Here is a 25,885-nt window from a genome sequence, read left to right on the forward strand (position 1 = left end):
TGAATGCACGCCGCCAATCCTTGTGGGAGCGAGCTTGCTCGCGATTGCGGTGTGTCAGTTAGTGTGGATGTGACTGACCTGACGCCTTCGCGAGCAGGCTCACTCCCACAGAGAAATTCGGGGCTGACCGGGCTTTGTGATTCGGCACATAGACTTGTGGGAGCTGGCTTGCCAGCGATTGCGGTGGGTCCGTCAAAGAAGGTGGTGGATGTGCCGACCAATCGCTGGCAAGCCAGCTCCCACAGGGATACGGGGTGGAATGAACATTGTTGGTCACCACAAAAACCTGTGGGAGCGAGCCTGCTCGCGAAAGCGGTGTGTCAGTCAATGTGGATGTGGCTGACCTGACACCTTCGCGAGCAAGCTCACTCCCACATTGTTTTGTGGCTGGCGGCAGAACATCAAAGACCTGAAAAGCAACTAAGCACACCCATCCAATTTCTCCCGCGCCGGCCTTGGCATGATTCCCGTCAATGACATTCAAAGGGTCGGGTCATGATTGCTACGAGGGATGAACAGGCGCGCGACATCGGGTTGCTGTTCCTGCGGGTCAGCGGCGGGTTGTTTCTGTTGTGGGTGCACGGCTTGCCGAAGTTGCTGGACTTCACCGCGCAGCTGCAACTGATCGAAGACCCGTTCCACCTCGGCGCCCACCTGACCCTGATCCTGGCGATTTTCGCCGAAGTCCTCTGCCCGTTGCTGATCGTCGCCGGTGTGCTGGCGCGATTGGCTTGTTTGCCTATTCTCTTTGTACTGCTCGTGGCGCTGCTGGTCGTGCATCCGCAATGGAGTGTGGCTGAAGGGCAGTTTGGCTGGTTGCTGTTGATTCTTTTCACCACCGTATTGATTGCCGGGCCGGGACGGCTGGCGATCCCTGTTCGTTTGCCCGGAGTGCTGCGTTATGCCTGAAGTCCTCAATTCACAAGCACCGGGGGCCGATGAGACCGTCACGTTGATCATCAAACACTCGGTCAAGGCCGGTTTCGAGTCGGCCTATGAAGCATGGCTGCGCAATATCGTGCGCGTCGCCGGGCAGCGCGAAGGGCATTTGGGTGTCGACGTGGTGCGCGGCAAGCGCGGGCGTCTGGATTTCTACACTTGCGTATTGCGCTTCAGCTCCACCGAAGCGATGCAGGGCTGGCTGGAGTCCTCCGAGCGTCAGGCGCTGGTGGCTGAAGCCGCACCGATGCTGGCCGACGGTGATCAGACCGAAGTCGCACCGGTCAATGAATTCTGGTTCACACCGCTGGCCGAGGCCGGCTCGCCGCCGCCGCGCTGGAAGCAGGCTGTCGTCACACTGTTGGTGATTCTGCCGCACACCCTGCTGGTGCCGCTGATCTGGGGCCCGCTGCTGGCGCTGCATCCGCTTCTGTCCAACTACGTGGTCGCCACGTTCCTGATCACCCTGACCATCGTCCTCTCGGTGGTCTACGTGGTGATGCCGCCGGTCACCCGTTTGTTTACCCCGTGGCTGGAAGCCAGTCAGGCCCACGAACACCTCGATTCCCAAGAAACCTCGCCGCGTTAAGCGGGGTTTGCTTCTTTTCACTTTCGCTTGAGGAACTGCGATGAGCGCCGATCTGATTTTATTCAATGGCCAATTTCATACCGTAGACCGGGAAAAACCACTGGCCAGTGCGGTGGCGATCAAGGATGGCCGCTTCGTCGCCGTCGGTAACGATGCCGAGGCCATGGCCCTCAAGGGCAGCGCCACACAAGTGGTCGACATGAAGGGCCGCTGCGTCATCCCTGGCCTCAACGACTCGCACTTGCACCTGATTCGCGGCGGTCTGAACTACAACCTCGAACTGCGCTGGGAAGGCGTGCCATCGCTCGCCGACGCGCTGCGCATGCTCAAGGATCAGGCCGATCGCACGCCCACCCCGCAGTGGGTGCGCGTGGTCGGTGGCTGGAACGAATTCCAGTTCGCCGAAAAACGCATGCCGACCCTGGAAGAAATCAACCAGGCCGCGCCGGATACTCCGGTGTTCATCCTGCACCTCTACGACCGTGCGCTGCTCAACCGCGCTGCCCTGCGTGTGGCCGGCTACACCCGCGACACGCCAAACCCGCCGGGTGGCGAAATAGTCCGCGACAGCAACGGCAACCCGACCGGCATGCTGGTCGCGCGGCCGAACGCGATGATCCTCTACTCGACACTGGCCAAGGGACCGAAGCTGCCGCTGGAATATCAGGTCAACTCGACCCGCCAGTTCATGCGCGAGCTCAATCGCCTGGGCCTGACCAGTGCAATCGACGCCGGGGGTGGTTTCCAGAATTACCCGGACGATTACCAAGTGATCGAGCAACTGGCCAAAGACGACCAGTTGACCGTACGCATCGCTTACAACCTGTTCACCCAGAAGCCGAAAGAAGAGCTGACCGATTTTCAGAACTGGACCGGCAGCGTCAAGTTGCATCAGGGCGACGACTACCTGCGCCACAACGGTGCCGGCGAAATGCTGGTGTTCTCCGCCGCCGACTTCGAGGATTTCCTCGAACCGCGTCCGGACCTGCCGCAGACCATGGAACAGGAACTCGAGCCGGTGGTACGCCACCTCGTCGAGCAGCGCTGGCCGTTCCGTCTGCACGCCACGTACAACGAATCGATCAGCCGTATGCTCGATGTGTTCGAGAAGGTCAATCGCGACATTCCGTTCAACGGTCTGCCGTGGTTCTTCGACCACGCTGAAACCATCACCCCGCAAAACATCGAGCGCGTGAAAGCGCTGGGCGGCGGCATTGCGATTCAGGATCGCATGGCGTTCCAGGGCGAATACTTTGTCGATCGCTACGGCAAACAAGCCGCCGAAGCCACGCCACCGATCAAGCGCATGCTCGCTGAAGGCGTGCCGGTTGGCGCCGGCACCGACGCCACCCGCGTGTCCAGCTATAACCCGTGGACTTCGCTGTACTGGATGGTCAGCGGCCGTACCGTTGGCGGTCTGGCGCTTTACGAAGAAGGCTTGCCACGCAGCACCGCGCTGGAACTGTTCACCCACGGCAGCGCCTGGTTCTCTTCGAGCAGGGCAAGAAGGGCCAGATCCGCGTCGGCCAACTGGCAGACCTCGCGGCACTGAGCGCGGACTTCTTCAGCGTTGAAGAAGAAGCGATCAAGTGGATCGAGTCGGTGATTACCGTGGTCGGCGGCAAGATCGTCTACGCCGCCGGCGACTTCGAAGACCTCGGCCCGCGCTCGATTCCGGTGCTGCCGGACTGGTCGCCCGTGGTCAAGGTGCCGGGCCACTGGCGCCCGAACTCGCCGTTGCAAGCGCAGGTTCACCAGTGCAGCGGGCCATGCGCCGTGCACACCCACAGCCATGAAAAAGCGCGGATGTCGAATGCGCCGGTCAGCGATTTCGCCGGTTTCTGGGGCGCGTTCGGCTGTTCCTGCTTCGCGTTCTGAGTTTGAAAAAAGCGCCGGTCATCAGGGCCGGCGCTTCCCGCAACAACCATCCATCCAGGAGTTTTGCCATGAGCGTTCCTTACAAGCGTCTGAACAAAGATGATGCCGTCGTCCTGCTGGTCGATCACCAGACCGGTCTGATCTCGCTGGTGCAGGATTTCTCGCCGAACGAGTTCAAGAACAACGTGCTGGCACTGGGCGACATCGCCAAGTTCTTCAAGCTGCCGACCATTCTGACCACCAGCTTCGACGCAGGTCCAAACGGCCCGATTGTGCCAGAGCTGCTCGAGCAATTCCCCGACGCGCCGTTCATTCAGCGTCCAGGCCAGATAAACGCTTGGGACAACGAAGACTTCGTTAAAGCGATCAAGGCCACCGGCCGCAAGCAACTGATCATCGCCGGTGTAGTGACCGACGTTTGCGTAGCTTTCCCGACCCTGTCGGCGATTGCTGAAGGCTTTGAAGTGTTTGTTGTTACCGACTCGTCGGGTACCTTCAACACCACCGTGCAACAAGCGGCGTGGGCGCGGATGTCGGCCGCCGGTGCACACCTGATGAACTGGTTCGCTGTGGCCTGCGAGCTGCAAGGCGACTGGCGCAACGACATGGAAGGCCTGGCGCATCTGCTGTCCGAGCGTCTGCCTAACTATCGCAACCTGATCAACAGCTACACCAAGTTCACTGCCAAGTAAGACGAAAAGATCGCAGCCTGTTGCAGGCTGCGATCTTTTGCTTTCAACGCTTCTGCAACCACCCCAAAAAACCACCTTTTTTCACCGCCACCGGTTTGGCCATCAGCGCGAGGCGACTGTTCTGCTGACGCACCGCCTGCAACTTGTTCAAGGCCCGGCCGACTTCGCTGCGCTTGTCCATGCACTCACGGGTCAACTGTTTGTCGAGACGATAGATGATGCTCGACGTCAGCGCCGTGAACGTCGCCTGCGACGGTGTATCGGCAAGAATGCTCTGTTCGCCCATGACTTCGCTCGGCCCCATGCGCCCGGCCTCGGTCTGGCCATTGCCGTCCGGCACCGTCGCGCTGACCACGCCCGTGGCGATCACGAACAGACTGTCCGGCACCTCGTCCAGATCCAGCACCACCTGACCGGCCGTGTACTGCTGCGCGACCATCGACTCAGCCAGGCGATCACGTTCCTCGCTGCTCAGCGAGCGGAAAATCTTCACCTCATCCAGCAACGCACGGGCGCGGCTCGACGGTTCGATCACGCCGTCAGGATGGCGCGAAATACCTGCGGCTTCGAGATGGCGATGGGCGAGGTCGAACAGTTGATTGCGCACTTCGCTCTTCTTGCCCAGCTCAGCGATGAAACCGCTGGCAACGTATTCCGACATGGTTTCGCCGGCCTCTTTGAGTACGGCTTTCGGCGCCGGGCTGAGCAACAGCGAACTGCTGCCCTGCAAGGTGCGGTCAAGGGCATCCAATACCCGACGCGGACGAATGTGGTTCGGCACTTTGATACTGATCGAGACACCGTGCATGTTGCTCGGCCGGCTGAGATTGACGATTTTCGCCTTGGCCGCCACCGAGTTCGGTACTACGGCCATGGTGCCGGCGCTGGTCAGCAGGTGCGTGGCGCGCCAGTCGATATCGAAGACCTTGCCTTCGACGCCGTCGATCATCACCAGATCGTCTACCTGATACGGCTTGGTGGTGTTGAGGACGATGCCGGAAAACACATCGGCGAGGGTGCTTTGCAGCGCCAGACCGACCACGATGGCGACCACCCCGGAGGTGGCGAGCAGACCTTTGACCGGCAGCTCCAGCACGTAACCGGCTGCCGCGACAATCGCGACCAGAAACACCAGCGCACCGATGACATCCTGCAGCAAGCGCCCGCTGTGACCGATGCGGCGCATCAGCGCCAGGCCGATCACTTCGGTCAGCACCCGTGCTGCGTACAACCACCAGAGAATCCCCAGCGCCGTCGCCCCCAGTTGTGCCACGCGATCATCAGCGAAAAGCGGCGCCTGCAACGGGCTAACACCGGCGTTGATCACCAGCGCGCTGAATGCCAGAAACAGTGCCAGACGCACACCGACTCGCGGCGCGCGATGGCTGAAGGGCGAGAAATGCCAGAGCGCGGCGTCGAGCAGCAACAGCACAGCGCTCCAGGACAGCAGGTGGGCGTAGAAAAGGGTCATGACCGGTACTCCGCGACGCTGGTGAGAAAAAAAATCGCAGCCTGCGGCGGCTCCTACAGGGAATCGTATTCCAGGGTAGGAGCTGCCGCAGGCTGCGATCTTTCGCTTTTATGGATTCAGATGAGTCTTCAGTTCAGCCGCCGCTTGACGCACCGCCGCTTTGACTTCCGGAATCTGGCTCAGGGGATTGAGCAGGCCGAAGTCATGAATCATCCCGTTGTAACGCACCGAGGTCACCGGCACGCCGGCCGCATCCAGGTGCCGCGCATAGCCTTCGCCTTCGTCACGCAGCACGTCGAACTCGGCGGTCTGCACCAGCGCAGCGGGCAGGCCCTTGAGCTGTTCGGCGCTGGCGTTGAGTGGCGAGGCATGGATCTGCGCACGCTCGGCCGGGTTGGTGGTGTAGTTGTCCCAGAACCACTGCATCATGCCCTTGGTAAGGAAGTGTCCCTCGGCAAATTGCTGGTAAGAAGCGTCGTCGAATTGCGCATTGGTTACCGGCCACATCAACAGCTGGAAGCGCAGGGCAGGGGTTTTCTGCTCCTTGGCCATCAACGCCACGACCGCCGCCATGTTGCCGCCGACGCTGTTGCCGGCCACTGCCAGACGTTTGCCATCGACACCGATGTCTTTGCCGTGCTCGGCCACCCATTTCGTCGCGGCGTAAGCCTGATTGATCGCGGTCGGGTACTGCGCTTCCGGCGATGGCGTGTAATCGACATACACCGCAACAGCGCCAGAGCCGACCACCAGATCACGGATCAGGCGCTGGTGCGTCGGGAAGTCACCCAGCACCCAGCCGCCACCGTGGAAGAACATGAACACCGGCAACTCGCCCTTGACCTTGGCCGGGCGCACCACTTTCAGGTTGATGGTCTGGCCGTCGACCTTGATCGCCTTGTCGCTGACTTCCACGCCGGACAGATCAACCTTTACCGAAGCTTGGGCACCAGTCAGCACTGCACGGGCGTCCTTCGGGCTCAGTTGCTCCAGCGGACGACCACCGCCAGCGGCGAGGGCATCGAGGAACGCCTGGGTGTTGTGTTCGACGCCAGGACTGCCAGCGGCGAAAGCGCTGCTGACGGACAGGGCGAGGAGGGATGCGGCTAGGGTTTTCTTGATGCTCATGTTCAATTCCATTTTTGAATGTGTGATGTAGGAGCTGTCGAAGGCTGCGATCTGATCGTTCCCACGCTCTGCGTGGGAATGCAGCCGGGGACGCTCCGCGTCCCAACGATCAGATGGCTGCCTTCGGCAGCTCTTTGTGTTCAGGGTTGTTTTCAAACCGTGAGCACAGATTAATGGGCTGCTGAAAAGCGAAAAAGCGGCTATAAAGCGTTTAACTGTCCACCAGAGAGTGACAATGAACCCGTTCGAAGACATGCGTATTTTTTGCCAGGTCATGGACTCCGGCAGCTTCACCGCCGCGGCCGATCAGTTGGGGCTGTCCAAGCAGTTCGTCAGCCGCCGTTTGATGCAACTGGAAGAGCGCCTCGGTGTGCGCTTGTTGAATCGCTCGACCCGCCGGCTCGACGTCACCCCGCTGGGGCAGAGCTATTACGAATCGGCGTTGCGCTTGTTGGGTGAGGTGGAACAGGTCGAGCAGGGCATCGCCGGCGAAACCGCCGAGCCGCGCGGCACGATTCGCCTCAGCGCGCCGTTGTCGTTTGCCGTGGCGCATCTGGGTTGTCTGCTACCGCTATTCCTGCAGCGTTATCGCGAAGTCACCGTCGAAGTGGATCTGAGCGATCGTCCGGTCGACCTGCTCGGCGAAGGCTACGACCTGGCCCTGCGCATCGGCGTGCTGGAGGACTCGACATTGATCGCCCGACGTATCGCCAGCATCGAACGGGTCTACTGCGCCAGCCCGGCCTACCTCGCCGAACGCGGCACACCGCTAAAGCCTGAAGACCTGCACAGCCACGACTGCCTGCCTTACGGCCACGGGCGCTCGGTGCAATGGCGTTTCAACGAAGCGCCGGGCAAACCGCTGCTGATCAACGTCGCCGGCCGCATGCGCGTCAACAATGGCGAACTGCTGCGAGACGCCGCGGTGCAGGGGATGGGCATTACTTATCTGCCGACCTTCATCGTCGGTGCGGCGCTGAAGGACGGGCGGCTGGTGCCAGTGCTGGATGAGTTGCGCCCGGAGCCACTGACCCTGTCGGCGGTTTATCCGCAGCATCGCCAGGCTTCGCGGCCGGTACAGGCGCTGGTGGAGTTTTTGCGTGAGCGGCTTAACCAGAGTCATGTGAATCTTTGATAGTGGGGCCTGCTGGGCAAACGGCGTGTTATCGATCGGGCGAACGTCCTACCGTTTTTTCCTGCGATGTCTTTATGGATATTCCTGTCGGGTATGCAAAACGCTAAGTATCTCGATTCGATCCGTCACCTCATAAATCACTACGTAGTTAGGATGTACAACGATTTCCCGGGTGCCGGGAGATCGACCTTTACGGTAGAGATGGGGATGAACGGAGAGTGAGGTTGTGGATTCTTCGATGGATTTCGAGAGACTCACTGCGGCTGCAAAGTTTCTCTCGCCAATGTATCTGAGGATGTTCGAAAGATCGGCCTTGGCTTCGGGCCGCCACTCAATCTGCATCGACCTTTTTTCGCATGGATTCGATCAAGGCATGCATGTCCGCCATCACGTCCTCATGGGTGAGACTCGGATGGGGATCATCTCTGGACGCCTGCACCTTGGCTCGCAACCAGCGATCATGACTGGCAGCCTGCTCGTCGCTTTCAAACCCTGAATCGTCGGGAAAGATTTTGCCGTCCATAGTGCCTCCGGGATCAATGCCTGGCAGTCTATTCGGTACAGGGATTGCTGTCGTCGTTGTCTGGATGAACTGCATCTTGGTCGAGCTCCATGAGTACTTGTAGTTCGACAAATCCTAGACTGAGCGCTTCCGGCGGCCAACCGACGGAAGATGTAGGAAAACGGTTGGGGTTTCTCGAGTTCCTTCCTTTTTCTGTAGGACTCGCTGAAGAGGACTGCGCAGTGTGATTACAACATTGGAACAACCGCCACCCCGCGTCTGTTCTACACTCACGCCGCTCAATCACGAGCTTCACCCGGAGTAGCGCCATGGAAGTGCCCAACCCCAAAACCGCCATCGAAAGCAATCGACAGGCGTGGAACGATTCCGCTCGCCATCATCAGGATTCACCGGACTGGCAGGCATTGCTCAGCGATGTCGCGCAGGCGGAGTTTTGCTGCCTCGATGACACCTTGCGCGGCTTGCTGGAAGTCGACGGCAAAGACGTGATTCAACTGGGCTGCAATAACGGTCGGGAGAGCCTGTCGCTGTTTGCGCTGGGTGCGCGCAGTGTCGTCGGCGTCGATCAATCGGCAGCGTTTCTTGAGCAGGCCCGCGAGCTCAACAGCCGCTCGCCGCATACTGCCGAATTCGTCGAGAGCGACATCCACCATCTGCCCGCATCGCTGCATAACCGCTTCGACGTCGCCCTGATCACCATCGGGGTACTCAACTGGATGCCTGACATCGGCGAATTCTTCCGTCATGTCGCGCAGGTGCTGAAGCCGGGCGGCAAGCTGGTGATCTACGAAACCCATCCGTTTCTGGAAATGGTTGATCCGCAGGCTGAAGATCCCTACCGCCTCGCCAGCTCGTATTTCCGTGCCGAGCCGTTTGTGCAGCAAGAGCCGATCGTTTACGTAGGTAAAGTCGAGCAGCCGGCGGCAAAGTCGTACTGGTTCGTGCATACGCTGGGCGGGATCTTCAGCGGCGCCATTGGAGCGGGGCTGAGCATTGTGGATTTTAAGGAATATGCGCATTCGAACCGGGAAGAGGTGTATGACTGCTACCTGAACCAGCAGGCGCAGCTGCCGATGTGCTTTAGCCTGGTGGCAAGCAAGGCCTGAGAACCTTTTTTGCGACGGCTGGCCTCTTCGCGAGCAGGCTCGCTCCCACAGGGAAACGCATTCCAATGTGGGAGCGAGCCTGCTCGCGATGGCGGCCTTGCGACCGCCACATTTCACAAGGCCGGATCAAGCCTGGGCCGCGGCACTTACCACCGGCCGGCCCGGTTTGCGCAGCGGATCCAGGCGTGAGCCTTCATAGCGGGTTTCGCGGAAGAATTTCCAGCGGCCGAACAGGCAGTAAACGTGGGTCACCCGGCCCTGTTCCTGATAACCCATGCGGATATGCAGTTTAAGCGCCGGGATGTTGTGGGTTTCGCAAACGTCGACCACCTTGGTGCAACCCTGCGCCGCCATCGCTTGCCACAGTGCAACCTGCACGTCCACCGACAGGCTGCTGCCGAAGTAGGCGCGGATCATTTCGCCGCCGAATTCGAAGAACTCGCCGGGTTTGACCGGGAAGGTGCAGCCGTAATAGTGGCGGTCGTGGTAGTCGCGAATGCTGCCCCAGATAAAGCCCACGGCGTGGCCATCGGCGTCCAGGTACATGTGCCCGGTGTGGCCCTCGGCAGCCAGTTCGGCCATGGTGCCGACACGGTCGCCGAAGTGTTTGCTGAACGCCACGGCGTTCTCCGGGGTGATGTCGACTTTGCGCAGGCCTTCATACGGGCGCAGTTTGTGTGGCGGCACCGGGCTGACCAGGTCGCGCTCCATCCACAGCAGTTCCCAGTGGAAGAACACGTAGCGTTTCCACAACGTGCCGACGGTGCGGCCCAGGCCTTTCTGTCTGATGCGATCTTGCACTTTGGTGATGATGCTCATGATGCCCCTCCAGGGTCTTTGCCCGGATGTTGTGGTGAGTGTCGTTACAGCGGTGATTCATTCGAGCGCCGTAGCGCCCTGCGTTTCCTCTCGATTGAGGTCGGCATACGAGACTCGCGCGACGCCTCTCAAACCCTGCTCAAGTACCTCGCTCAAAGAATCGCCGGAGTCGAGATAGGCATCGCCGAAATCGACGCCGAGGCGGGTCGGGTGGGCGACGATTTCCAGCACGCCGTCGCTGGGGACGCTAGCATTGCGCAGGTCCACCGGTGTACAGACGTAATCGGCGGTGACCCGCGCCAGACTCTGCAAACGGCCATTGAGCAAACCCTTGAATAGGCGCTTGGGCAGCGTGAGGTTGTGCCCGAGGTTGCGCGCCAGCCGAATCGGTACGCCTTGCTCGGCGGCAAACTTCGCGACGACTTCGCCGATTGGCCAGATGTTGTGTACGTGCTGGTGCGAGTCGATATGGCTCGGGCGCATGCCGTGATCGACGCAGCGTTGCCACTGCGCCTGTAACTCGGCGCGCACCGCGTCACGGTCTGCGCGACTCAGCCACAGGCTGTGGCGGGGCAGGTTGAGGTCGAACACGCCGTTGCCATCGCAAAAGGTCCGCCGCCCCAGGATCGCCTGGCTCAGCGGGCGCCCGTAGGTCAGGTTGAAGTGCAGACCGATCCGACCTTGCAGCGTCGGATGGCGGGCCATGGTGCAGGCGGCTTCAAACGCCGGCATGTTGGCCATGGCCGTGGCCGAGCTGATCAGGCCGGCCTGGAAGGCAGCGAAGATCACTGCGTTTTCGTTGGCGCTGAGACCGAAGTCATCAGCGTTGACTATGACTTGGCGAGGCATGGCCGCCCTCCGGAGTGATTGCGACAGGTTGCACCAGTGCTGCAGATTTTTTGTTGGCGCGCCTGGTGCGCCACTGCTGCACGGCGGGCTTGCAGCGATACCAGATGCGCAGCGCCAGACCCAATGCCAGCCCACTTGGGCGCCACGAATAGAAACTCCAGCGCCAGTGTTCCAATTGCCCGGTCATGCGTTCGTGCAGTTGATGGCTGGAGTTTTCCAGGCTGACCCGCGAGGCATCGATCCAGCGCCAGTGCTCGTCCAGGCCCCAGCGAATCCATTCCTCCAGCAACACCCGGCCACTGCCGAGATCGGCGTACTGCGGCAGGAAGGCGAGGTTGTAATCGTAGAGCCGGCCCTGTTCGAGCAGGCCGAGGCGATAGCTGATGCAGCGGCCGTTCAGCTCGAGCATCACCACGCGTACCATGCCTTGGCCGGCGAGGGCGGTGAAGGCGCGTTCGATCCATTGGCGACTGCGCGGTGTGGCGAAAATCCCGACGCCTTCATCGCCTTTCCAGCTCACCGCCTCGACTTCGCTGATGGTCTGCAACAAGGCAGCCATGCTCAGCGCATCCGGGGTAATCCGGCGGATCTGCGCACCGCACGCGGCAATCCGTTTGCGTGCCCGGCGCAGTTTGTAGCGCGGGTCGCCGGAGACTTCCTGATGGTCGGCTTCGCTGATCAGATGCACTGGCACCCGGCAGCTCAGGCGTCGCTCGGCCGTAGAACTGCGCGCCATCCATGCGGTGACGGCACTTTCTTCACCCGCCGGTTCCGAGAGCTCATTGAGTTGCAGCAGCGCATGGGGCAGGCGCTGGCGAATCAACAGCAGCGCCTCGTGCATGTCCGCGCCGCCGAGCAACGACAGCAGGGCCAGACGATCAGCCAGCGGATAACCCAAGTGATGCAAGACCCGAAACGGCACGCCGGCGAAGCGCTCGCGGCTGGCTACCAGCGGCAGGCACAGGCGTAGTTCTGCGGCTTCCCAACCGAGCAGAATGTGCAGGCGCTGATCCTCACCCAGAGCCTGTTCCGCCGCACATAACCAGCCGAGATTGTTGAACGGCGTATGGTCGGTCACGCCCAGGCGCAGCGTTTCATACGCGGTTGCCGGGAAGTCGGCGGCGCACAGGGACGTGCACCATTCGAATCGCATCACCATAGGTTCAGGCCGCCGTTGCGTTGACAGGTGGACGGGAAGTTTTACCCAGCGCCGCCAGGCGCGAACCGCTGTAGCGGGTTTCGCGATAGAAGCGCCAGCGGCCGAACAGCGTGTAGATATTCATGATCCGCCGTTGTTCGGTATAGCTCATGCGCAGATGCAGCTTGAGTGCCGGGATGTTGGTCGACTCACAGACATCGACCACTTTTCGGCAGCCCTGGGCGGCCATGGCTTCCCACAGGCGCAATTGCAGGTCCACCGACAGCTCTGTCCCCCAGTAGGCCCGGGCCAGTTCGCCGCCGAACTCGAAGAACTCGCCGGGCTTCACCGGGAATCGGCAGCCGTAGTAGTGCCGATCGAAATAACTGCGCGGCGTGCCCCAGATAAACGCCACGGCATCGCCTTGCTCGTCGACATGCATGTGCCCGGTGTGGCCCTCTTTGGCCAGCTCGGCCATCGTGCCGACACGGTCGCCAAAGTAACGCGCGAAAGCGCTGGCGTTGTCCGCGGTGATCCTGACCACGCGCAACGGCGGATAGGGTTTGAGCTTGTGCGGCGGCACCGGGCTGACCAGGTCGCGCTCCATCCACAGCAGTTGCTGATGGGAAAAAATGTACAGTTTGCGGATCTTGCCCAAGGTCGCTCGCAGGCCTTTACGACGAATATGTCCGCTGAGTTTTTGCAAAACATCCATGGTCTCTTCTCCTGATGAGGGTGCCATGCGCGGCATCAAGCCCACGCGGCAGAGCATCGAAGGGCGGCTCATGAAGCGCTCCAGCTCAGGGCAAACAGGGTTTGCCCCGGCAGTTCGAAACGCACGCGCCCGTTGTCGCAGGCAAACGGTGCGTCGCGGCTGCGATTGTCGGCGCCGAAGTAACGCAGGGCGCCATGGTTGAGCGGGCATCGGGCGCCGCTCAGATCGACGCGTTGCAGGCGCGTACCTTTGTTCACTCCGAGCAACGTGCGCTGCTCGTCGCCGGCCATCGCCAGCACATCCACCTCAAAGGCATCGTTGTCCAGTTGCAGCACCTGGTGCAGCCAGTGGCGGGCGATGAATTGCTGGGCCAGGCCGACCGGTTTCAGCTCGAAGCGATCGTCGCCCAACACGCGCAACATGCCTTTGGGGTAATGCGGTTCGTCAGCGGCCTGAAACCAGTTGAGCATGCTCAGCAAGCCGTCCTGCGAGGCATTGATCACCACTGAGGCCCACCACAGCGAGGTGTAGTGGGTTTCCTGATCGTAGGGGCTGAGGCTGGAGCCGCTGGACAGGTTGGTCTGATCGAGAAGCAAGGCCTTGCGCGGCTGACCATTGGCGTCGCGGCCGACCAGTTCGGCGGCACGGCGCACGCTGTCGCGGTAGACGCGGGTGGCGAGCAGATCGCGAATCATCCATTCATGCCAGGCCAGTGCATCGACCTGATCGGCTGACTCGCTGAGCAGGCGCCGTGCCCAATCGATTCCGCGCTTGTCCGCCGCGTTATCGGCGAACGGGCCGTTGACCAGTCGCGAACTGGCCGGCATGGCGATGCGCACACCGGCGCGGGCATTCGCCGGGTCGCTGCGCACCTGACGGGCCATGCTGGTGAAAATCGCCTGATATTGCTCGTAGCTGGAATAGTTGAGATTGGGCTCGTCGGCAAAACCGATGTAGTGCATGCCGTTGCCGCCCAGTGCGCGGGTGGTGGCCAGCCAGGCGTCGAGGCCGCTGTTGCTCTGCACGTCGGCGCGCAGATCGGCCTGGCGCTGACTGCCCGCCAGCAGGGTGATGTCGTTGCGAATGCCGAAGCGCTGCTGATAGACCCGGCGAAACGCGTCTTCGAATTGCGGGTTCTGCGCCGTGACGTCGACGAAACTGTAATAGCTCGCTGCCGTCGGTTTCAGCGCATCGAGCAGCGCGTGGCTGGCTGCGGGCGGCATCACGTAGGGCAGGGCAATACCGAGATCCGGCGTGCGCCCGAGGACTTTGTCATGCAGCACCAGCCGGACATCTCCGACGTCTTCGCGCAGCGGTTGCAGTTGCTGCGGATTCTGCGCAAACAGATTAGTCGTGCCATCAAGCCAGAACGCCGCTTTGCCGCTGCCCTGCAGTTGCAGGCGCCAGACCTGCTCGCGGGGGCTGACTGGCAACGCGACCTGATCGAACTGCCAATAGGCGCGATAGGGCTTTAGTGCGAGAGTCAGCGCCTGGTGGTCGCCGATCCGCTGCGCCTGTAGCGCGGTGACGCCGCCGTGAAATTTGCCGGCGAGCACTGCATGCTCACCGGCCGCGACTTTGAAATACAGCACGTCGCCATTTTTGCTTTCGGCACTGAAGTGCACTTTGGCCGGGGCAAACAGGGCAACGGTGCGTTCATCGTGTTCGATGCGGTAGTGGCGGAAGCTGTAGCCGGGAATTTCCAGTCGATAACTCGCCGCGCCGGGCAGCAGCGGCCAGGTCTGGCTGCCACGGGTTTCGCTGGCCTTGATCAAGCGTTCGCCGAGCAATTTGCCGCGACCGTCGAGCAGGTACAGTTGCTCTTCGTTGGCATCCGCTTGCCACGCCGGGGTCCAGCGCACGGTCACGCTGTCAGGCTGATCGGTTTGCAGAAACAGACTGCCGTCACGAATCTCGCCCCAGCGCATCGACGCCGCCAAAGCGTCCAGCGACAGGCCGAGACCGAACAGCAGGTACCAGCCTTTCATGCGGGCTTCCTCTGCAGCATCGACCACATCGGCAGCACGTCGCGGGGCAGGATGATCAGGGTTTGCCAGAACGGCACAGCGCTCAAACGGCAATACAGCACGAGCATGGCCACGGTCACCGCCAGATAGGCGATCGATGATGCGGCGGCGGCGCCGACGATGCCGTAGGTCGGAATCAGCACCAGGTTCAGCGCCAGATTGAGCAGCGCGCCCAGGCCCATCAACAACGACACCGAGCCGGGGCGATTCTTGCCCAGCAAGTCCAGGCGCAGAATGCTCGCGTAGCACAGACCCAACAGCCCCGGCAGCAACGCCAGCAGCGCCGGGTACGCCGGTTGGTAGGCAGCGCCAAACAGGGTGACGATCAACCACTCGCCGATCACGGCCATGCTCAAACAGGCGCCGAGCATCACCGTCGCGGTCAGGCGCAGCGCCAGCGGAGTGACCTTGTCCATGCCTTCATCCTGTTGCAGCAGGCGTTTCATCAGCGGTGTGGTCACCGCTTCGGGGACGATCAACAGCAATTCGGCAGCAGCGCTGGCCATGGCGTAATGGCCCAGCGCGGTGCTGCCAAGCAGGGCGCCGATGAACAGGTAATCGGAGCGCAAAATCACTTGCTGGAACAGCAGATCGGGATGGCTGCGCGCGCTGTAGCGCAGCAGCTCCTTCTGGCTGGCGCGATCCCATTGCAGCTGCAATGGCTGCGCCCGCTTCAGCCAGACCCAACCGGCGAGCACCACCAGACTGATACCGGCCAGCCAACTGATCAGCGCTGCCTCCAACGCCGCGCTCTGCCACATCCAGAACAGTGCGACGAACAGCAACAGCGGCGCCAGCGATTCGATCAGGCGCAAGACGTTGAATGCGACCACGCCACCCGAGGCGTTGTGCAGGGTCAGCAGGCCGCTTTTCAACACGGTCAACGGCACCGCCAGCAGCAACAGCCAGGCGAGCAGGCCCAGTTGCATGGTCACGTCCAGTTGCGTGCCAAATTCGCGCACCAGCGCCACCACCAGCAAAGTCAGCAAACCGGCCAGCAAACAACCGAACACCAGCACCTGGCTGAGCAGCAAACCCATCGGCCGCTGCTTGGCCGCCTGATAACCGACCGCCGAATTCAAACCGCCGCTGGTGGCCGCGCTGATCAGGTCAGGCAGGGTGCTGAGCAGGGCGAACAGGCCGCGTTCGCTGGGGCCGAGAATCCGCGCGAGCAAGACGTTGCGCAGCAAACGCAAGGCGATCATCGCCAGCTTGGTGCCCATGCTCAACGCGAGGTGCTTGAGGTAGTTGCCTCGGCTCATGGCCGCGCTCCCCGGTAGATCCGCCAAGACAGCAATTGCGGATGGCGCGCGGTGCGCTGGCTGACGCCGAAACGCGGCAGGTTCAGCGGATCGCCGTCGCCGCGATAGATCCCGGTGCCGGTGCCCAGCGCAAACGGGTAATCGTGGTCCGCGACCTGCTGGCGAACGCGATCATCGTTGTCGCCGTTGGGGTAGCAATAGACCGGTAGAGGTCGGTTGCAGCCGTTGTTCAATGCGTCGCGGCTGCGGCGGATTTCTTCGCTCAGGCGCGCATCATCGAGACCGGTGAGGATTGCGTGGCTGGCGCCGTGCGGGCCGAACCGCACCAGACCGGAGGCTTCCATTGCCCGCACCTGATGCCAGTCCAGTGCCTGTGGCAGCGAGTCCTTCGGGCATTCGTCGGTGAGTTCTTCCAGCTCCTGCGGAGCCAGGCTTTTCAGCCCTTGCAGGTAATGCAGCAGCGCCAGGCTGCGGCGCTCGACATCGATGTCATCAAGCAGCACCGGCAGCGGATGTTTGCGCGCATGCAGGCATTCGATCAGGTGCATGCGTGCTTTATCGCCATGGCTGCCCCATAGGGTTTCGCCAAGGCTTTCCCACCAGAAACGCTGGCGGCTGCCGATGAAATCGGTGGAGAGAAAAATGCTCGCCGGCACCTGGTGTTTCTGCAGCAACGGGAAGGCGTTGACGGCGTTGTCACGCCAGCCATCGTCAAAGGTCAGCGCCACCCGTGGGCGCTCGCTGCGCAGGGCGTTGGGCTGGAGAATTTCCATCAGCGGCACGCAGTCGAAATGCTTGCGCAGCCACACCAGCAAATGCTCGAACGCTTTCGGTCCGACGCACAGTTCATTGCGGTGCGGCAGGTCGGCGGCGCGGTCATTGGACAGCACGCGGTGCAGCATCAGAATCACCCCCGTGCCCTGCAACTGCTGACGGCCCACCGGCGAGTTGAGATAGAGCCAGCCACTGGTGCTTTTTATCAGTTGTTTGATCGCCATGGCTTCGGTCCTCTTAACGGTTCTGTTCCGGATTCCACTGGGCATACCGCTGACCGCGCAGGAACTGCCACAGGCCGAGACTCATCCCGGCGAGGGTGACCAGCAGAAACGCGGCGAGGCGGAACGGTTTCGGCAAGCGGTGTTGCGCATCCAGCAGCCCGGCAATTGCCACGCTGTAGCCGAACAGTTGCGCGATCAGGCTCAGGCGATAGAAAGCGTGCTCGTCCCACAGCCAGCAATTGCTCAGCAGCAATGGCAGCAGGAGTACCGGCGCCAGGCGGCGGATCAATTTGTGGCTGATCAACGCCAGGGAATACAGGCCATGCTTGAGCGGGTTGAGCAGCTCGCGGCGCTGGGCCAGGCTTTGCAGGCCGCCGACGGTGACGCGCTGACGGCGGCGAAACTGTTTGTCCGCCTCGTCGACGCCATGGTCGATCACTTGCGCTTCGGGCACGTAGACGATGCGCTTGCCGGCTACCGGCGCGCAGGTGCTGATAAAAAAGTCGTCATTGACCTCGGCCGGTACGTTCTGGAACAACTCGCGGCGCAGGGCGAGCAGGGCGCCGTCGGCCGAGACCATGCAACCGGTGCGGTTCTCGACCCGGCGCAACCAGCCTTCGTAATGCCGATAGAGGCTGTCGCCGACACTCAGACCGCCACCGGTGACCTGGATCACCATGTGCCCGGCGCAAGCGCCGACCTGTGGATCGCTCAGCGGCGCGAGCAAGTGACCGAGGGTGTCGCGTGACCATTGGTTGTCGGCATCGGTGAACACCAGAATGTCGCCGCTGCTCAGGGCCGCGCCGGCATTCAGCGTGGCGGCTTTGCCCTGACGCGGCAGGTCAAGCACGGTGATGCGCGGATCAATCACTTTGTGCGCGCAGGCCACGGTGTCATCGGTAGAGCCGTCGCTGGCGAGAATGATCTGCAGCGTTGCCGGTTGATAATCCTGGGCCAGCAGCGTGCGCAACTTGTGCTCGATATGCCGCGCCTCGTTGTGCGCGGCGATGACGATGCTGACGTTCAGCGGCGGCGCCGGCGTGTGTCGCCACGCTGGAAACAGCGGCGCGAGGATCGTCAGCAACAGCGGGTAGCCGACGTAGGCGTAGACCGGCAGCAACAGGCACATCCAGAAAATGAACTCAGCCACGGGCAGGCCTCCTTGCGTTCCACTGACACAGACTCAAAATGAACGCCGCGCCGGCCAGGTGCAGGCGCAGCCAGTGCAGGCCCCACAGTTGCAGGAGCAGAACCGGATCGCGGTGCTTGATGCTCTGGCGAACGCTCAGGACCAGACCGGGGATCACGGTCAGGGTGACCATCACCGCCGCGTGATGGGGAAAGCCGTCTAGCAGTGCGGAAATCGCCAGGAAATCGAGGATCCACACCAACAACGACAATATTGGAAAGCGCAGCAGGCGCAGGCTCATGCCATGGGTGCGCAGCAGTTGCAGATGGCTGCCCTGACGCCACATTTCCTTGCCCATCCATTCGCGCCAGTTCATCTCGTAACCCCAGTGCAGCGCGACCTTGTCATTGACCGACAGCAGACGCGCGCCCTGTTCGTGCAGGCGCAGGGTGAATTCCTTGTCTTCGCCAGTGCGCAGGGCCTCGTTGAAACCGCCGACCTTGTCGAACCAGTCGCGACGCATCAGCAGGTTGGAACTGGGCAGCCAATCGACACTGTGGCTGACCCGGTGCGACGGCTGCGAAGTGCGCCGCTGCCAGGCCGTGGCGAACCATGGCGCCTCGGCCGGCGTATGCAGATCCAGGCCGAACACATCGGCTTGGCCACTGGCTTGGATGTCGAACAAGGGCTGCAACCAGGTTTCAGGCATTTCCACGTCGGCGTCGATGAAGGCCAGCCATTCCCCGCTGGCGATCGCCGTGCCGCGATTGCGTAGAGCGCCGATCAACAGCCCCGGCAAGCTCAGCACGGTTGCGCCGAACTGCCGGGCAATCTGCGGACCCTGATCGGTCGAGCCGTTGTCGACCACGATCAGCTCGCACTCGACGTTGGCCGCGTGTGCGGCTTTCTGCGCGGCGAGCAGGGTACGGCCAATGTGCCGCGCCTCGTTGTACATCGGGATGACGATGCTGATCCGCTTCATGCCTGCGTCTCCGGGGTCAGTGGCGCCTGCTCGGCCTTGATGCGCAGGACGCTGGTCAGCGCCAGCATGATCCACACGTATTTCTGGTTCGGCGCGCTGAGGAACATCAGGAACAGGGTCAGCGACAGAAAGCTCACCCCCATGTGGGTCATCATGTCCGCCCGATGTCCATCACCGCGCAGCATCCACGCCGCCCGCGCGCGAATCAGGTTGTACAGACCGAGCCCGAGCATGCCGACGAAGAACAGCCCGGCGGGCACGCCCAGTTCGCTGAAGATTTCCAGATAGGTGTTGTGGGCGCGGCGGTACAGATCGCCGATCTTGCGGTTGGCGGAAAACGCCTTGGCGTAACCGGTGGTCGCGTAATGCAACGGGAAGGTCCCGGGACCGGAGCCGAGCACCGGATGTTCGCGGATCATCTGGCCGCCGACGACGATGTAGGAAGCACGGCGGCCGAGGGATTCGTCCTGCGCCTTGGAGCCGGCGCTGAGGATGCTCAATGACTGGATCCGCGCCATGTAACCGGCCGGCATGGCGTAGATCGCCAGCGGAATCACGATGGCCGCACCGAGCATGACGAAACCCAGATGCCGTGGGCGGATGTGGGTCAGTTGCGCGCGGTAGTGCCAAATGCCGATGAGCAGGCTCAACGCCAATACCACCAGACCTGAGCGCGATTCGGTCTTGGTCATGCCGCCCAGCAACAGCAGGCAGCAGGCGCCCCAGAACAAGCGGTGCAGCAGGTTCGGGCTGCGGATCACCAGCAGCAGGCCCAGAGGAATGGCGAAGGCGATGAGCATAGCGAAGGCGTTGGGGTCTTCGAGCAGGCCGGCGGCGCGGCCCTGATCCTGAAACTTCGCCGAGAACATTGCCATGGCGCAGGTCGCGGTGACGGCGAGGGTCACCAGCCGGGCGAACAGGTCGAGGTTCAGTTCGCGGCCGATCAACAAGGTAATGACAAACAGCACCAGACCAACGCTGAGTTCGCGCAGATGCCCCAGCGACATGCCCATGTCATCGGTATTGAGCAGGCTGAGAAAATACAGAACCATGAAGCCGATCAGGCAGTGCCACAGGTTGCTGCGAAGGCGTTGCGACGGAATCTGGTGCAGCGCCAGTTGCAGCATCACGATCACCGCCAGCGAGGCGCCGAGCAACTTGCTTCCCGACACTGAACTGTCTTTGAAGAACCCTTCGAACGGTACCAGCGCGGCAATGCCGAGCAGGCCCCAGGTCGGCTTGCGGTACAGGACGGTGAAACCGACCAGGCCAATCACTGCCCCCGGCGCCAGATACGGCCAGGGACTGGCCAGCAGACCGAGGCTGACCAGGGCGAACAGACTGACGATCGAGAGCGGGAAAATCATGCGCGTGTCTCCCGTGCCGTTTGGATGTACAGCTGCGACCAGCGTTCGGCCAAAGCCTTGAGGTCGTAGCGTTCCTGTTGGGTGCGTCTGGCGTTTTCACGCAACTGCGCGGCCAGCTTCGGTTCGGCCAGCAAGGTGTCGAGCTGGCGGGCGAGGGCGGCGGTATCCGTCGGCGCCGCGAGCAGGCCGTTGTGACGGTCCTGCAGGACATCGGGAATACCGCCGACCGCGAACGCCACAACCGGCACGCCGGCCTGCATCGCTTCGAGCAGAATCATTGGCGTGCCCTCGGTGCGCGAGCTGATCACCAACGCATCGAGTTGCTGCCACCAGCCTTGCATCGCCGTCTGGTAGCCCGGCAGGCGAATCCGCTGCTGCAACCCGGCAGCATCGATGCGCGCCTGCAAGGCCTCGCGTTCCGGGCCGTCACCGAGCATCACCGCGTCCAGTTGCGGATGCTGGTGACACAACGCGATCAGCGCATCGAGGAACAGGTCCGGGCCTTTTTCACTGCTCAACCGCCCGACGTAACCGGCCAGCCAGCGTTGCCGCTCTGCCAGCGACGGCATCGCTGGCGCCGCTGGTAAACCGTTGGGAATCACCTGCAACTTCTCCGTCCGGACGTTGGCCTGACGGTGCAGCACGGCGATACTTTCCGCCACGCAGACCACCCGTTTTACCGACGCCGTGCGGCACAGTTGCAGGCTTAGCCAGGTGTAGAACTTCTGCTTGCGACTGCGCGGCGTGAACCCGTGCTGGGTGATCACTAGCGGCAGGCGCAACAGCGTGGCGCCGACCCAGCCGAACAGCAGTCCTTTGAAGTTGTGGGTGTTGAGCAACGGTTTGTCGCCACGGCGCTGACGCAAGTGCCGCAACAGCTCGCCCGGCCCTGAACAAGCGCGAGCGTCCACCCCAGCCTCGCGAAAGCGCGAGATCAGCTCAGGCGGTGCGTCGAGGAACAGCACCTGGTGCTGCCCCGGCGTGGCCAGGCAATGATCCAGCAACATCCGCTCGGCCCCGTAGAAGCCGCCGCTGCTGAGCAAATGAATGATCGGCAGGGCGACGATTGGGGTGGACACCGCGTTCAATTGCGCACCCAGTGAACCAGGCTCGGCATGGTCCAGTTCTTGTGCGGATTGCCCGGCTGTGACGTTTCTTCGTTGAGTACCAACAAGACCGGCAGACCCAGTTCATGGCTGATTTGCGCCGGATGCTTGAAGCGATGGTCGAAGAACTCACGCACGTAGACGAACGCGATTGCCAGCAGCAGACCGGTGAACAGCCCGAAAGGGATGATCAGCAGCGGTTTCGGGAACGCTGCCTCGGTCGGTTCGAACGGCGGGCTGAGTACCCGGGCGTTGGACAGGTCATCGTTGAGCGAGCGCGTGGTGCTGCTTTCGGCAAAACGCTGGGCATAGGTCGAGAACGCTGCGTGCAGCGCATCGATCTCGGTGTCCATCTGGCGCAGTTTGCTCTGGGTCTGCTGCAGGTCGCGGATGCGGTTCTTGAACTCGGCGATGCGCGCGGTTTTCTGCTCGATCACCTGCTTGACCACGGCCAGGTCGGCGGTGCGTTCCTGGATGCGGTTGCTCACCACTTTGAGAAACTGCTGACGGGTGCGGGCGATCTGCTCGCGGGTCAACAGCATCGGTTCGCTGCCGGGCTGGAACACCGCCAGATCGTTCATGTAACGGCTGACCTGGCTGGTCAGTTGCTCGCCCATCTGTTTGATTTCCCGGTCCTCGAACGCCACGTTGTCGACGGTGGTGGTGAAGGTGTAGGGGAAGGTGTAGTCGTTGAGCTTGCTACTGCTGGCGGCGGCGAGCGCGGTTTTCAGATATTCGAGCCAGCGCTGGCTTTGCAGCAGGCGGTCCTGATACAGGTTCAGCGCCTGTTCTTCAGTGTTGATGGCGTTGAGGCGGAAGGTGATTTCCTCCTTCGGATCCGCTGCGCCGACATTTTCCAGCAGTGCTTGACGATTACCTTCCAGGCCATCGAGACGCACTTGATACTGGTGCTTTTTGGTCTCGTAGAACGACTGCGGCAAGTCGATCGATTGCAGGGCCTGACGGCTGACCAGATAGTTCTGCAGCAGGGCGCTGACAAACGTCGTGCCTTGCTGCGGATCCGGGAAGCTGTAGGTGATCGAGATCACGTTGGAACCGGGCAGGGTTTCGATTTTCAGGCTGTCGACGGCTTGCTGGGTCAGGGCGTCGAGGGTGGTGTCACGTACCGGATCGGTTTCCATCCCGAGCCCGTCGCGAAGCGGATTGATCACGTACTCGCGCAGCGGCGTCGAGACGTAGTGCTTGAATGGTTCGCCGAGCAACTTGGCGAACACCCCGGGTGGCGGGCTGTATTCACCGTTGTCGCGCAGTTCGCTGATGGTCTGACGGATCAGTGCTGGCGAGCGGAGGATGTTGCTCTCGGTTTCCATGTCCGCCAGCGACGGCGGAATGAAGGTGGCGTTGTCCACCGTGAGCGACGTGGTGGCGTCGCCCTGAGAGAGTTTTTTCGACTGCACGATGACCTGCGCGGTGATATCGAAGCTCTGTTTGAGCAGCAACGGCAGGAGCAGGGCGATGACTGCAAAGGTCAGGAAGACGCGCTTCACCAACTGCTTGTTGGCGAAGAAAATCCTGAAGAACTCATGCAGGTAGTTTTCCTTTGGGTTCATGTCGGTCACCTGTGAGTTAGTTGTCACTGTCTTTGTTGTCGACGCGGTAGCCGAAGCTGAAACCGACGCCCTGGAACAGCACCACATCAGCCAGTTGGCGGGCGAGTTCGCCGGCGCTGGCCAGTTTGGTTTTTGGCACGTAGAGCATGTCGTCCGGTTGCAGGTAGGCGATTTGCGGGGCGTCGCCGGACAGCGCTTTTTCGACGTCGTAGCGCACGGCTTTCACCTGATTGCCGTTGCGCCGCATGATCACCACCGAATCCAGCCGCGCCTTGACGTTGGTACCGCGCGCCAGGGTCAGCGCCTCGAGCACCGACACCGGCCGGCGGATCGGATACGAGCCCGGTTGTGCGACCTCGCCGAGCACGTAGATCTCGTTGCCGGCGGTGGACTTGAGCAGCACGTCCACGGTCATGCGGCCCGGCAGTTGCGCGTACTTTTTGTTGAGGAACGATTCCAGTTGATTGACGGTCATGCCTTGCAGCGGCACGGCGCCGATTTCCGGAAAACTCGCGTAGCCGTCAGTGCCGACGGTGATCTCGCGGCTCATGCCGGTGGCCGGGTGATTGAGGGCGCTTTTCAGGTTCTGCTCGTTGCTCAGTGGGCTGATGATCTGCACGGTGAGCTGGTTGCGGTTGGGCTGGAACAGCTGTTTGCGCTGATACACGCGCTGGATTTCCTGACGCGCTTCTTCGCTGGTCAGCCCGGCGATCTTCACCGAGGTGTTGGCGCCCGGCAGTTCGATGGTGCCGTCGGGCAGCACCAGTTGATTGCCGTTGAGCTGGCTGGCGGCGGTGAAATTCAGGCCGATCTGGTCGCCCGATTGCACGCGGTAGGCGTCCGAACCGCTGGTGCTGATATGGAAGATCACGTCCAGCACATCCTGCGGGCGCAGGGTCTGCTCGATCTTCGGCATATCGGTCGCCTGGGCGTTGGCCGGGGAGGCGGTGAGAATATTCACCGGCATGTTCTGGGTGTCGGAAGTGCTGGAGCAGCCCGCAAGCGGCAGCAACAGCAGGACAAGCATTCTGGCGTTCATGGCGTCATCCTTTGCGTTCGCTTACAGGTTTTTGTAAAGCCATTTGGGCATGTAGTACTTGCGCCGGTTGAACACGCTGCCGACCACTTTCGCCCCGGCCTGAGTCAGGCGTTGCACAGCGGCCTGGGCGACTTCCCAGCGGGTGTCTTCGGCGCGCACGACAAACACCACGCCGTCGACCTGAGTACTGATGACCAGGGTGTCGGCGGCGGAATACACCGCGTCGCCGTCGATCACCACAAAGCGGTACTGGCTGCCCAACTGGTCGAGCAACGGGCTCAGGCGCTCGGCGGTCAGGTGTTCCAGCGTGCGGATCGGCCGGCCGTTGGGCAGCACATGGAAGGGCAGGCTCGAGACCTGCACCACGCAGTCCTGCAACAGCGGCGGGTTGCCCGGGTTGAACAGCAGGTCGCGCAGGCCGCGCTCCTTGCCGAGGTTCATCTGCTGGGTGAGGTTGTTCGCCGACTGGCTGGCGTCGACCAGCAGCACCTGGCCGCTGCTCATCTGCGCCAGCTGACTGGCCAGTGCCAGAGCGCTGGTAGTGGTGCCGGCGCCGGGGTTGGCGGCGGTCAGGAACAGAATGCGCAGATCGAGATCCAGCACGGTCGAAGTCAGATTCGATTCGCTGGGGCTGGCGATGCTCAGGCTTTTATTGGTTGAACCGTCCATTAGCTTGCTCCGTGGCCGCTGAATACTTTGAAGGGGGTTTTCAACAGAATCTTCAGATCAAGCAGAAGGCTCTGCTCGGCGATGTAGCTGAGGTCCAACTCAACGCGCTGGTCGAAGTCGATGTTGCTGCGTCCGGAGATCTGCCACAGACCGGTCATGCCGGGGTAGATCGCCAGACGCGCGAGGTGATTGTCCTTGTAGCGGTAGGCGTTGAACGAGGTCGGACGAGGGCCGACCAGGCGCATGTCGCCGGTCACTACGTTGATCAGATTGGGCAGCTCGTCGAGGCTGGTGCGCCGCAGAAAACTGCCGATGCCGGTGACACGCGGGTCCTTGTCGATCTTGAAGTCGATGGCGTCAGCCCCGTGTTTGTTCAGGTGGCGCAGCGACTCTTTGAGTTCTTCGGCGTTGCTGACCATGGTGCGGAACTTGAACATGCCGAACTTGCGCCCGCGATAACCGGTGCGTTTCTGCACGAACAGCACCGGCCCCGGACTGGTGAGCTTGATGGCCAGGGCCAGACCCAGCAGCACCGGCGAGATCAGCACGAGAATCGTCAGCGCGCCGAGGCAGGCGACCACCCGGTTGGTCCGCGACAGCTGCCATGGGCGGCCGCCATCGCGGCCGCTGAGCCAGCCGCGACCCTGACGGTGGATCGCCGCGTCGAGGCGCATGCGATGTTCCGGGTCGACGCGCTTGTCAGGGCGCATCTGTGCAATCGACACACTTCTTTCATGTCCAGTCATGGCGTCC

24 protein-coding genes and 1 pseudogene are annotated in these 25,885 nt (G+C 61.9%); 6 read left to right on the plus strand and 19 right to left on the minus strand.

The window, feature by feature from the left end; genetic code table 11:
* The first annotated feature begins 495 nt into the window (after positions 1-495).
* The 4 genes and pseudogenes from AB4O45_RS23050 (at position 496) to ycaC (ending at position 4,098) form a co-directional block, all read left to right on the plus strand.
* Positions 496-909: a DoxX family protein gene (locus AB4O45_RS23050; protein ID WP_024012430.1), complete on the plus strand. Its 414-nt coding sequence runs from the start codon at positions 496-498 to the stop codon at positions 907-909.
* Positions 902-1,528, plus strand: coding sequence for an antibiotic biosynthesis monooxygenase (locus AB4O45_RS23055; protein WP_041478579.1), 627 nt, complete (start codon positions 902-904; stop codon positions 1,526-1,528). Before AB4O45_RS23050 ends, AB4O45_RS23055 begins: the two co-directional genes overlap by 8 nt.
* 40 nt (positions 1,529-1,568) lie before the next feature.
* Positions 1,569-3,406, plus strand: a pseudogene (locus AB4O45_RS23060) (amidohydrolase).
* 68 nt (positions 3,407-3,474) lie between these two features.
* Positions 3,475-4,098, plus strand: a complete 624-nt coding sequence (ycaC, locus tag AB4O45_RS23065) for an isochorismate family cysteine hydrolase YcaC (RefSeq protein ID WP_016774080.1) — start codon at positions 3,475-3,477, stop codon at positions 4,096-4,098.
* Between the two features lie 43 nt (positions 4,099-4,141).
* On the opposite strand, the gene AB4O45_RS23070 is transcribed toward ycaC, so the two are convergent.
* Together AB4O45_RS23070 and AB4O45_RS23075 are read right to left on the minus strand one after the other, a co-directional pair.
* On the minus strand, positions 4,142-5,569 hold the full coding sequence (locus tag AB4O45_RS23070) for a mechanosensitive ion channel family protein (RefSeq protein ID WP_073474277.1): 1,428 nt from the start codon (positions 5,567-5,569) through the stop codon (positions 4,142-4,144).
* A gap of 108 nt (positions 5,570-5,677) precedes the next feature.
* Positions 5,678-6,697, minus strand: coding sequence for an alpha/beta hydrolase (locus AB4O45_RS23075; protein WP_310215527.1), 1,020 nt, complete (start codon positions 6,695-6,697; stop codon positions 5,678-5,680).
* Positions 6,698-6,932: 235 nt separating this feature from the next.
* Between AB4O45_RS23075 and AB4O45_RS23080 the strand changes: the two genes are divergently transcribed.
* The gene (locus tag AB4O45_RS23080) at positions 6,933-7,832 is read left to right on the plus strand and encodes a LysR family transcriptional regulator (protein ID WP_256811227.1); all 900 of its coding nucleotides are present in this window, start codon (positions 6,933-6,935) and stop codon (positions 7,830-7,832) included.
* A 72-nt stretch (positions 7,833-7,904) separates the two neighbouring features.
* Here the strand turns inward: AB4O45_RS23080 and AB4O45_RS23085 are convergent, their stop codons facing one another.
* Both AB4O45_RS23085 and relB read right to left on the minus strand, forming a co-directional pair.
* Positions 7,905-8,174 carry a type II toxin-antitoxin system RelE/ParE family toxin gene (locus AB4O45_RS23085; RefSeq protein WP_082228561.1) on the minus strand — a complete coding sequence of 90 codons (270 nt, stop codon included), beginning with the start codon at positions 8,172-8,174 and terminating at the stop codon, positions 7,905-7,907.
* Positions 8,164-8,355, minus strand: a complete 192-nt coding sequence (relB, locus tag AB4O45_RS23090; RefSeq protein WP_460160590.1) for a type II toxin-antitoxin system RelB family antitoxin — start codon at positions 8,353-8,355, stop codon at positions 8,164-8,166. The genes AB4O45_RS23085 and relB overlap by 11 nt, the downstream gene beginning before the upstream one ends.
* Positions 8,356-8,663: 308 nt before the next feature.
* On the opposite strand from relB, the gene AB4O45_RS23095 reads away from it, so the two are divergent.
* On the plus strand, positions 8,664-9,461 hold the full coding sequence (locus AB4O45_RS23095) for a class I SAM-dependent methyltransferase (RefSeq protein ID WP_460160591.1): 798 nt from the start codon (positions 8,664-8,666) through the stop codon (positions 9,459-9,461).
* Positions 9,462-9,587: 126 nt separating this feature from the next.
* Here AB4O45_RS23095 and AB4O45_RS23100 read toward each other — a convergent pair whose 3' ends face one another.
* From AB4O45_RS23100 to AB4O45_RS23170, 15 genes are all read right to left on the minus strand, one after another.
* Positions 9,588-10,280, minus strand: a complete 693-nt coding sequence (locus AB4O45_RS23100; protein ID WP_041478587.1) for a GNAT family N-acetyltransferase — start codon at positions 10,278-10,280, stop codon at positions 9,588-9,590.
* Positions 10,281-10,337: 57 nt separating this feature from the next.
* Complete coding sequence (locus tag AB4O45_RS23105; RefSeq protein WP_353187876.1) at positions 10,338-11,129, minus strand: carbohydrate deacetylase; 792 nt, start codon at positions 11,127-11,129, stop codon at positions 10,338-10,340.
* Positions 11,101-12,288 (minus strand): GNAT family N-acetyltransferase, encoded by a 1,188-nt coding sequence (locus AB4O45_RS23110; RefSeq protein ID WP_236169331.1) that lies wholly within the window; start codon positions 12,286-12,288, stop codon positions 11,101-11,103. Before AB4O45_RS23110 ends, AB4O45_RS23105 begins: the two co-directional genes overlap by 29 nt.
* Positions 12,289-12,292: 4 nt before the next feature.
* A complete protein-coding gene (locus AB4O45_RS23115; protein ID WP_095179528.1) occupies positions 12,293-12,982 on the minus strand; it encodes a GNAT family N-acetyltransferase in 690 nt (229 codons plus the stop codon).
* Between the two features lie 68 nt (positions 12,983-13,050).
* The gene (locus AB4O45_RS23120; RefSeq protein ID WP_460160592.1) at positions 13,051-14,970 is read right to left on the minus strand and encodes a hypothetical protein; all 1,920 of its coding nucleotides are present in this window, start codon (positions 14,968-14,970) and stop codon (positions 13,051-13,053) included.
* On the minus strand, positions 14,967-16,271 hold the full coding sequence (locus tag AB4O45_RS23125) for an oligosaccharide flippase family protein (RefSeq protein WP_460160593.1): 1,305 nt from the start codon (positions 16,269-16,271) through the stop codon (positions 14,967-14,969). The genes AB4O45_RS23120 and AB4O45_RS23125 overlap by 4 nt, the downstream gene beginning before the upstream one ends.
* Positions 16,268-17,269 (minus strand): polysaccharide deacetylase family protein, encoded by a 1,002-nt coding sequence (locus AB4O45_RS23130; protein ID WP_460160594.1) that lies wholly within the window; start codon positions 17,267-17,269, stop codon positions 16,268-16,270. Before AB4O45_RS23130 ends, AB4O45_RS23125 begins: the two co-directional genes overlap by 4 nt.
* Before the next feature lie 13 nt (positions 17,270-17,282).
* Positions 17,283-18,419, minus strand: a complete 1,137-nt coding sequence (locus AB4O45_RS23135) for a glycosyltransferase family 2 protein (protein WP_460160595.1) — start codon at positions 18,417-18,419, stop codon at positions 17,283-17,285.
* Positions 18,412-19,380: a glycosyltransferase family 2 protein gene (locus tag AB4O45_RS23140; RefSeq protein WP_305382627.1), complete on the minus strand. Its 969-nt coding sequence runs from the start codon at positions 19,378-19,380 to the stop codon at positions 18,412-18,414. Before AB4O45_RS23140 ends, AB4O45_RS23135 begins: the two co-directional genes overlap by 8 nt.
* Entirely contained in the window at positions 19,377-20,747 is a 1,371-nt protein-coding gene (locus AB4O45_RS23145; protein ID WP_256811202.1) for an O-antigen ligase family protein, read from the minus strand. Before AB4O45_RS23145 ends, AB4O45_RS23140 begins: the two co-directional genes overlap by 4 nt.
* Positions 20,744-21,835, minus strand: a complete 1,092-nt coding sequence (locus AB4O45_RS23150; RefSeq protein WP_252877837.1) for a glycosyltransferase family 4 protein — start codon at positions 21,833-21,835, stop codon at positions 20,744-20,746. Before AB4O45_RS23150 ends, AB4O45_RS23145 begins: the two co-directional genes overlap by 4 nt.
* Positions 21,832-23,424 (minus strand): GumC family protein, encoded by a 1,593-nt coding sequence (locus AB4O45_RS23155; RefSeq protein WP_236169334.1) that lies wholly within the window; start codon positions 23,422-23,424, stop codon positions 21,832-21,834. The genes AB4O45_RS23150 and AB4O45_RS23155 overlap by 4 nt, the downstream gene beginning before the upstream one ends.
* Positions 23,425-23,440: 16 nt before the next feature.
* The gene (locus tag AB4O45_RS23160; protein ID WP_095179536.1) at positions 23,441-24,463 is read right to left on the minus strand and encodes a polysaccharide biosynthesis/export family protein; all 1,023 of its coding nucleotides are present in this window, start codon (positions 24,461-24,463) and stop codon (positions 23,441-23,443) included.
* Between the two features lie 21 nt (positions 24,464-24,484).
* Complete coding sequence (locus AB4O45_RS23165; RefSeq protein WP_024012451.1) at positions 24,485-25,132, minus strand: CpsD/CapB family tyrosine-protein kinase; 648 nt, start codon at positions 25,130-25,132, stop codon at positions 24,485-24,487.
* Complete coding sequence (locus AB4O45_RS23170) at positions 25,132-25,878, minus strand: sugar transferase (protein WP_016774101.1); 747 nt, start codon at positions 25,876-25,878, stop codon at positions 25,132-25,134. The genes AB4O45_RS23165 and AB4O45_RS23170 overlap by 1 nt, the downstream gene beginning before the upstream one ends.
* Positions 25,879-25,885: the final 7 nt, after the last annotated feature.

Source organism: Pseudomonas sp. S2_B10 (assembly GCF_054668425.1).

Coding starts and splice junctions, on each gene's coding strand:
- AB4O45_RS23050 (WP_024012430.1), top strand. CDS start 496: ATGATTGCTACGAGGGATGAACAGGCGCGCGACATCGGGTTGCTGTTC.
- AB4O45_RS23055 (WP_041478579.1), top strand. CDS start 902: ATGCCTGAAGTCCTCAATTCACAAGCACCGGGGGCCGATGAGACCGTC.
- ycaC (WP_016774080.1), top strand. CDS start 3,475: ATGAGCGTTCCTTACAAGCGTCTGAACAAAGATGATGCCGTCGTCCTG.
- AB4O45_RS23070 (WP_073474277.1), bottom strand. CDS start 5,569: ATGACCCTTTTCTACGCCCACCTGCTGTCCTGGAGCGCTGTGCTGTTG.
- AB4O45_RS23075 (WP_310215527.1), bottom strand. CDS start 6,697: ATGAGCATCAAGAAAACCCTAGCCGCATCCCTCCTCGCCCTGTCCGTC.
- AB4O45_RS23080 (WP_256811227.1), top strand. CDS start 6,933: ATGAACCCGTTCGAAGACATGCGTATTTTTTGCCAGGTCATGGACTCC.
- AB4O45_RS23085 (WP_082228561.1), bottom strand. CDS start 8,174: ATGCAGATTGAGTGGCGGCCCGAAGCCAAGGCCGATCTTTCGAACATC.
- relB (WP_460160590.1), bottom strand. CDS start 8,355: ATGGACGGCAAAATCTTTCCCGACGATTCAGGGTTTGAAAGCGACGAG.
- AB4O45_RS23095 (WP_460160591.1), top strand. CDS start 8,664: ATGGAAGTGCCCAACCCCAAAACCGCCATCGAAAGCAATCGACAGGCG.
- AB4O45_RS23100 (WP_041478587.1), bottom strand. CDS start 10,280: ATGAGCATCATCACCAAAGTGCAAGATCGCATCAGACAGAAAGGCCTG.
- AB4O45_RS23105 (WP_353187876.1), bottom strand. CDS start 11,129: ATGCCTCGCCAAGTCATAGTCAACGCTGATGACTTCGGTCTCAGCGCC.
- AB4O45_RS23110 (WP_236169331.1), bottom strand. CDS start 12,288: ATGGTGATGCGATTCGAATGGTGCACGTCCCTGTGCGCCGCCGACTTC.
- AB4O45_RS23115 (WP_095179528.1), bottom strand. CDS start 12,982: ATGGATGTTTTGCAAAAACTCAGCGGACATATTCGTCGTAAAGGCCTG.
- AB4O45_RS23120 (WP_460160592.1), bottom strand. CDS start 14,970: ATGAAAGGCTGGTACCTGCTGTTCGGTCTCGGCCTGTCGCTGGACGCT.
- AB4O45_RS23125 (WP_460160593.1), bottom strand. CDS start 16,271: ATGAGCCGAGGCAACTACCTCAAGCACCTCGCGTTGAGCATGGGCACC.
- AB4O45_RS23130 (WP_460160594.1), bottom strand. CDS start 17,269: ATGGCGATCAAACAACTGATAAAAAGCACCAGTGGCTGGCTCTATCTC.
- AB4O45_RS23140 (WP_305382627.1), bottom strand. CDS start 19,380: ATGAAGCGGATCAGCATCGTCATCCCGATGTACAACGAGGCGCGGCAC.
- AB4O45_RS23145 (WP_256811202.1), bottom strand. CDS start 20,747: ATGATTTTCCCGCTCTCGATCGTCAGTCTGTTCGCCCTGGTCAGCCTC.
- AB4O45_RS23155 (WP_236169334.1), bottom strand. CDS start 23,424: ATGAACCCAAAGGAAAACTACCTGCATGAGTTCTTCAGGATTTTCTTC.
- AB4O45_RS23160 (WP_095179536.1), bottom strand. CDS start 24,463: ATGAACGCCAGAATGCTTGTCCTGCTGTTGCTGCCGCTTGCGGGCTGC.
- AB4O45_RS23165 (WP_024012451.1), bottom strand. CDS start 25,132: ATGGACGGTTCAACCAATAAAAGCCTGAGCATCGCCAGCCCCAGCGAA.
- AB4O45_RS23170 (WP_016774101.1), bottom strand. CDS start 25,878: ATGACTGGACATGAAAGAAGTGTGTCGATTGCACAGATGCGCCCTGAC.